The organism is Polaromonas sp., from assembly GCF_018780625.1.
Classification (GTDB): Bacteria; Pseudomonadota; Gammaproteobacteria; order Burkholderiales; family Burkholderiaceae_C; genus Polaromonas.
On sequence record NZ_JADMJK010000018.1, the window covers coordinates 1 to 3,555 of the forward strand.

At 61.2% G+C, this 3,555-nt stretch carries 4 protein-coding genes; 3 read left to right on the top strand and 1 reads right to left on the bottom strand.

Annotated elements, in window-relative coordinates; genetic code table 11:
• The 3 genes from earP to IV091_RS01570 form a co-directional block, all read left to right on the top strand.
• Positions 1–1,124 (top strand): elongation factor P maturation arginine rhamnosyltransferase EarP (earP, locus tag IV091_RS01560; protein WP_293464267.1); only part of this gene is annotated, 1,124 nt, incomplete at its 5' end.
• Positions 1,125–1,295: 171 nt separating this feature from the next.
• Complete coding sequence (gene efp, locus IV091_RS01565) at positions 1,296–1,850, top strand: elongation factor P (RefSeq protein WP_293464269.1); 555 nt, start codon at positions 1,296–1,298, stop codon at positions 1,848–1,850.
• 115 nt (positions 1,851–1,965) lie between these two features.
• A complete protein-coding gene (locus IV091_RS01570) occupies positions 1,966–2,829 on the top strand; it encodes a TIGR00730 family Rossman fold protein (RefSeq protein WP_293464271.1) in 864 nt (287 codons plus the stop codon).
• Here the strand turns inward: IV091_RS01570 and IV091_RS01575 are convergent.
• The coding region (locus tag IV091_RS01575; protein ID WP_293464273.1) for an MFS transporter at positions 2,826–3,555 on the bottom strand (730 nt) is incomplete at its 5' end. The genes IV091_RS01570 and IV091_RS01575 overlap by 4 nt on opposite strands.

Below are 3,555 nucleotides of genomic sequence, written 5' to 3' on the forward strand. Positions count from 1 at the left end.
TGCAGTGGGACATTTTTTGCAAAGTCATCGACAACTTCGGGGACATTGGCGTGTGCTGGCGGCTGGCCGCCGACCTGGCGTCGCGCGGCCACCGGGTGCGGCTGTGGGCCGATGATGCCTCCGCACTCGCCTGGATGGCCCCTGGCGGCTGCCGCGGCGTACGCGTGCTGCACTGGGCCGAACCGCTTGACCTGCAGGAGGCGAACCTCACACAGCAACCATCTGACGTGATGGTCGAAGCGTTCGGCTGCGACATCGCGCCTGAATTCATAGCTTCTTGCGCCCGTGCTGTAAGCGCTGGAGAACTGAAACCCCTGTGGATCAACCTCGAATACCTGTCCGCAGAGCCCTATGTCGAGCGTTGCCATGCCATGCCCTCGCCGGTACAGAGCGGACCGGCGGCGGGCTGGACCAAGTGGTTTTTTTACCCCGGTTTTACCGAAGCAACGGGAGGGCTGCTGCGCGAGTCCGACCTGGCCGATCGGCAAGCCCGGTTTGACCGAAGCGCCTGGCTGGCCGCCCAGGGCCTGCCGCCAAGCGGTGAAAAACGGGTGTCGTTGTTTTGTTACGAGCCGCCCGCGCTGGCCAGCCTGCTGGCGCAACTGGCGCAGCACGGGCTGGACGGACAGCCGGCGCGCCTTCTGGTGGCGGCCGGACGGGCCGAAAACGCCGTCAAGGCTGCTTTTAATGAAGAAATATGCCTCCAGCTTAATAAGGACGGGCACGGACAGCTATCAATTTCATATTTTCCACTGCTCACGCAGCGAGACTACGACCACCTGCTATGGGCCTGCGACCTGAATTTTGTGCGCGGCGAAGACTCCCTGGTGCGCGCCCTCTGGGCCGGCCAGGCCTTTGTCTGGCAGATTTATCCGCAGCACGACGATGCGCACCTGACCAAGTTGCACGCCTTCCTGGAGCGGCTGGACGCACCGCCCTCGCTGCGGGCGTTTCACATCCACTGGAATGCGCGAACTGCCTGCGGCGAGGCCACGGGCAGCCCTGCGCCAGACCTGACCGACCTGCCCAGCTGGCAAAGCTGGGCCCGCTCGATTGGCTCCCGCCTGATGGGCCAGGACGACCTCTGCACCCGCCTTCTCCACTTTGTTGCGAAAAACCGTTAAAATCAAGGGTTACGCGGATCAGCTCATGGGAGCCAGCCGCATATATAGCCAATAATTGCCAATAAATCGGGCACAAAATCGGCACATCACTCGCCATAACCCGCCGCAAACCCGCCCACAGGTGCAAGCCAGTGCCCAGGTCAAGCGGCCTACTACCTCAGTAAAACTGCTATGAAAATCGCTCAAGAAATCCGCGTCGGTAACGTCATCATGCATGGCAAGGACCCGATGGTCGTGCTCAAGACCGAATACAGCCGCGGGGGGCGCAATTCCGCCACCGTGCGCATGAAGCTCAAAAGCCTGATCGCCACCTTCAACACCGAAGTCGTGTTCAAGGCCGATGACAAGCTGGACCAGGTCTTTCTGGACAAAAAGGAATGCACCTATTCCTACTTCGCCGACCCAATGTACATCTGCATGGACGAAGAGTTCAACCAGTACGAAGTCGAAGCCGAAAACATGGGCGACTCGCTGAACTACCTGCAAGACGGCATGGACCTTGAAGTGGTGTTCTACGACGGCAAGGCCATTTCGGTTGAAGTGCCCACCAGCGTGCAGCGCGAAATCACCTGGACCGAGCCTGCCGTCAAAGGCGATACCTCCGGCAAGGTGCTCAAGCCCGCCAAACTGGCGACCGGCTTTGAAATCGGTGTGCCGATTTTTGTGGCGCAGGGCGATGTGGTTGAAATCGACACCCGCACCGGCGAATACCGCAAGCGCGTCTAAGTTCAGGTCAAAGCCTCCGGGCTTGCCGCTGAAACAAAAAAATGGCTCCTTCTGGAGCCTTTTTTGTTTGTCTGTGGCGAGCATGAATAGTCTTATCACTGGTTGACAATGGCATATGGAACAAAATCAAGACCTCTCCGAAGACCGCCTGGCCAACGCCTGGGCGGAACTGCAATCGCTGTCCAACGACTCGGCACCACTGCGCCCCAATGCCAACCGGCTGGCGTTTGCCGACCCCGAGTTTTTGCTGCGGCGCGAAACGCGCGGCATCCGCTTTCAGCTTGAAATGCTCAAGCCCGAGATCGACCAGCAGGCGCTGGGGGTTGAAAACACCATTGTGGTGTTCGGCAGCGCACGCTTTCCCGCGCCCGAGCAGGCCAGCGCAGCCCTGAAGCTGGCGGAGGAAAGCGGCGACGAAGAAGCGCTGGCGCTGGCCCGCCGCCATGTGCGCAACGCGCACTACTACGACCAGGCCCGCCTGTTTGCGCGCATTGTGGCAACCTACAGCAACCCGCGCCCTGCGTCAGAGCAGTTGTTCATCTGCACCGGCGGCGGCCCGGGCATCATGGAGGCGGCCAACCGCGGCGCCCAGGAAATGGGCGCGCTCAACGTGGGACTCAACATCGTGTTGCCGCACGAGCAGTCGGGCAACCCCTACATTTCGCCATCGCTGAACTTCAAGTTTCACTACTTCGCCCTGCGCAAAATGCACTTCATGATGCGCGCCAAGGCCTTGGTGGCTTTTCCGGGCGGATTCGGAACGCTGGACGAACTGTTTGAGATCATCACGCTGGTGCAGACCAAAAAGGCCAAGCCCGTGCCCATTATTCTTTTCGGCTCCGAATACTGGAAACGGCTGTTCAACTTTGAAGTGCTGATTGAAGAAGGTGCGATCAAGCGGGAAGACCTGGCACTCTTTCAATATGTCGACGATCCACAGCTGGCCTGGGACGCCATCAAGGACTTCTACAAACTCTAGGCTTTGGGGCCCGGGCCGGAAACGGGCTTGTCGGCGGGCGTGCCCGGAGTCGTCTTGAGCAGCCAGGCCAGGCGCGACCCGGCGCCGACCATGGCGCCCGTGGCCCAGAACACGCTCGCGATGCCCACCAGCGCGCCGGCCGAACCAAACAGCATGGGCATGAGCACGCTGGAGGCATTGATCGCCATCAGCCGCAAGCCCAGCGCCTCGCCTTGGCGCGCCTCCGGCGTGATCTGGTGCAGCATGCTCATGACCATGGGCTGGACCATGCCCAGCGAAAAAACCAGCAACACGGAACACACGCCCATGCCCAGCGCCGAACGCATCAGGGGATAGACGCCAAACAGGACGGCGGTCGCCAGCATGGAGCCGGCCAGCACCCGCCACTCCCGCAGATGCGCCGCGACCAGCGGCATCAGCATGCGGATGGCCGCCGCTGCCACCGCAAAGGCGCCCAGGATGGAGCCAATGACCGAGGCGCTGAGACCTCTTTCAAAACCGAGTACCGGCACCACGAAGGTGTGCACATCCCAGCACGACGACAAGAACCAGTTGACCAGCATCAGCCGGCGGAACATCGGCTCGCGCAGCAAGTCCCAGGCTTTCGGCCGCTTGCCCTGGTTCGCGGCGATCAGCGGCGGCAACTCGCGCGTTTTTCGCACCAGAAACCAGCTGGCAATCGGCAGCACCGCCATCAGGAAAAAAGCAGCGCGGTAACCCCCCAAA

What these genes read in the sequence shown, in the direction of transcription:
- efp (WP_293464269.1), top strand. Translation starts at nt 1,296, where the DNA reads ATGAAAATCGCTCAAGAAATCCGCGTCGGTAACGTCATCATGCATGGC.
- IV091_RS01570 (WP_293464271.1), top strand. Translation starts at nt 1,966, where the DNA reads ATGGAACAAAATCAAGACCTCTCCGAAGACCGCCTGGCCAACGCCTGG.